A 3,258-nucleotide genomic window follows, 5' to 3' on the forward strand; every position below is an offset into this window, starting at 1 on the left:
GTCTCTCTTCGGTTGCGGGCCGTGACGCGGATCGGCGTCACGGCCTTCTTGATGGGCTGCCGGACGGTTACTGCACGAATGAGCCGATGGTGTAATACGGCGTCGTCGGGTTGCTCTCGTCGAGGTAGCCGAATACGCCGCCCGAGAAGATGAACTTGCCGGTCGGTGTTGCGCCGGTCGAGGCGCCCACCACCGTCGACGTCACCAGGCCCGCAATGGTCTGCGTGTAGTCGAGATTCAGCGCGCGCGACAACGCAACCTGCGACGGCTGGAACGGATCGATCAGCGTGGCCTGCGTGCCGGCAATGGCCGTCGTGCGATAGTCAAACGCGTTGTCGACACCGACGTACTCCCCGTTCACCGAGTTCAACGCGATAGCGGTTTGCGGCGAGAGCATGGAAATACCGGATTCGTCGTCGGCGAAGGGCGGAATGCCCGTGGTGATCGTGGCGTTTGCGGTGCCGGTGCGTATCAGGATGGGCACGTTCTGGCCGCCCAATTTCCCCACGATCATGTAGCCCTTGCCCAACGGGCCGAGGGCGAGCGTCGGCGTGCCCTGGCCGAGGAAATTGCTGGTCACGAATGCGCCGCTGCCATCGGGCGATTGCGTGAAGTTCGACCCGGCTTGCTGGCATTTGCCCGCGTTGACACCGCTGTTGTCGCATTCCTGCCACGTGCCGTCGGCATTGATCGTGATCTTCGAATCGACGACGATGGGCGCGTAGTTCTGCGACGGTATCTCGTGATAGCCGATCTGGTTATAGGTCCCCACCACATTGGCGAGATTCTTTTCCAGCGTCGAGAAGCCGATGAACGGGTAGTACGGGAACGTGCGATCGGGGACAACGCCCTGTCCGAGGACGCCGCCGAACTGAAGTTCCTTGCCGGGGATCGTGCCGCCCGCCACGCCTTCGCCCACGAAAATGCGCGCGGGACGGGCGGGATCGAGCGTTGCGCCGTTCAACTGGTACGCGCACTGGTTGAGTTTTTGTGTCGGCAGGCCGGTTTCCATCGTGAGCGTGCCGGTCTGCGACGTGCCAGCTCGCGTCGGCGAAACGGTGCCGGTCGTGGCGGGTATCGGCGATTCGACGAAGGTGACTTGCCACGTGAGTTTCGTCGTGTCGAGTTGGAGCTGGAGGAGTTCACCGCTGCCGCCGCCGCCCGTGAAGGTGGTTGTGTAATCGAGCGATGCCGGGCACAGCCGGACTACCGGCGCCTGGGGTGCGTCGCTGCCGCCGCCGCACGCGTACAGGAGCGGCGTCGCGCAGGCGATCGACGCAAGAGTCTTCCATTTCATGCTGGTGTCTCCATCCGGATTTGATTGATCGCGGCGACTGGTGTGGACAGGTCTCCGCGTTGGTTTTTTAGTTATTTGCTCAGCAACGCGCCGATGCCGAAGTACGGGCTCGCGGGGGTATTGGCGTTCGCGGACGTGCTCGTCAAGCCGCCGTTCACCGTGCTGCCCTGAATGAAAATCCCGTACAGGCCGCCCACCGCGATCAGTGCACCCTGGCCGCCGTTCTGGTCCTGCACGCCGATCAAGCCCGGCAATTGCTGCGCGTAGCTCATGCCGAAGCCGGTTTCGGATGCTTGCGTCGATGGATTGATGAACGAGCCGACCGGGCCTTGCAACAGCGTGGCCGTGTACTTGAAGTTGGAGTCCGCGCCGACATAGCCGCCATCGAACGCGCCCGATGTGAGCGCCGTGTTTGCGGCGAGCATGGAGAGACCGGATTCGTCATCGACTTGCGCAGCGTTCGTGTCCAGCGGTGTAAGCGGCGATGGCACGAAGACCTGGCCGGTGCGCACGACGATCGGCACGATCGCGCCGTTGATCTTGCCGAGCACCATGCTCGCGTTCGCCACGGCTGGATACGTGATGGTGCCGATGGGCGGCAGCGCGACTGATCGATTGCCCTGGACTTGCGGCGCGACCGCGCTGGTGAAGTACGAGCCACTCGCGTTGGCTGTCCAGGCGCCGCCTGTCGTCTGGCAGGTTGCATTCGATGCCGGCACGGGCACCGAGCAGTTGCCGGCTGCATCGAAGGATTCCTGCGCCTGGGTCGTCGTGGTCGAGTAGTTGTTCGATGGCACCGTGTGGTACAGCAGCGCGTTATAGGTGCCCTTCAAATCGGAGATGTTCGTGCTGACCGTCGAGAATCCGATGAACGGATAAAAGTCGAAATGGCGATTCGGTACGGGGAAAAGCGCCGGCAACTGAACCGGTGCGCCGACCACCGTTGCGCCGCTGTACTGCACGGTCGCGCCCGGAATGCCGCCGCCCGCGACACCCTGGCCGACGAAGATCGTGGGCGGATTGGCCTGGTTGAACGCGGCTGCGGTCGTGTAAATCGATCCATCCGATGCCACGCCACCACCCGGTGTCAGCACGAACGCGCAACGTGTCTGTTCGGCGGTCGGCAGCGCGCCCGCTGGCGGATGCACGACGGCACCGCTGATCGTGGTGCCTTTGCGAGTCGGAGTGACCGTGCCGGTGACGAGCGGGATCGGGGATTCGAGCCACTTCAGCGTGTACGTCATGTTCACGGCGTCGATGTTCAGGCTCACGATCTCGCCACTGCCCGCACCGCCCAGATAGGTGCTTGAGACAATGGCGGCGGTGGCCGGGCACAGCGGTGCGGCACCCGCGCCTACTGCCGGTGCGCCCTGCGGGCCGCAACTCGCGCCCGAACATTGCGGAGAGTTGATCGGCGCAGGCGTGTCGGCATTGCCGCCGCACGCGACCACGAGCGGCGCGATCGCAAGTGCGAGCGCGAATCCTTTTGAAATGGCATACGGCATACCGCTATCTCCCTTATCTGTTTTGCGCATGTAAGTTCGCCAACTTCTTCCTCTCTCCCGACGCTTCACGGTCAGTATTTCCGATTCAAACAGCGGTCCTGTAGCGGCGCCTTGCCTGGTAAGGCATGCACGGCATATTGAAACAAAAATGTGCAAAACCACTTCAACGTAGAAGATCTTTTTGGTTAAATCGTGAAACGGAGAAGAATAAATCGCGAAAGCGGCCAATCATCGGCGAACGAACGTTCGTGAACAAATTAGGAGATTCCCTATGATTTCTTATGTTTGATCTACTGATTGACGGGGGCTGAGACTTTGGGATAGACGCGCGAACGGACCGGGGGCAGGACGGGGCGTCGGTCGGGTAGGGCAAAGGGGGGGCGTCTAAGCAACACGCGCATGCGTAGGGCGCAGGCGAAAAAATACCGGTTCGCGCGGTAGCTGCGAACCGGTTTT

General features: G+C 62.3%; 2 protein-coding genes. Both read right to left on the minus strand.

The features are described 5' to 3' along the window. Positions 1-67 precede the first annotated feature (67 nt). Positions 68-1,297 carry a DUF2957 domain-containing protein gene (locus WCA53_RS11550; protein ID WP_423909524.1) on the minus strand — a complete coding sequence of 410 codons (1,230 nt, stop codon included), beginning with the start codon at positions 1,295-1,297 and terminating at the stop codon, positions 68-70. 71 nt (positions 1,298-1,368) lie between these two features. Then, positions 1,369-2,802 (minus strand): DUF2957 domain-containing protein, encoded by a 1,434-nt coding sequence (locus tag WCA53_RS11555; RefSeq protein ID WP_423909527.1) that lies wholly within the window; start codon positions 2,800-2,802, stop codon positions 1,369-1,371. Positions 2,803-3,258 lie beyond the last annotated feature (456 nt).

The organism is Caballeronia sp. (genome assembly GCF_049581465.1).
Classification (GTDB): domain Bacteria; phylum Pseudomonadota; class Gammaproteobacteria; order Burkholderiales; family Burkholderiaceae; genus Caballeronia.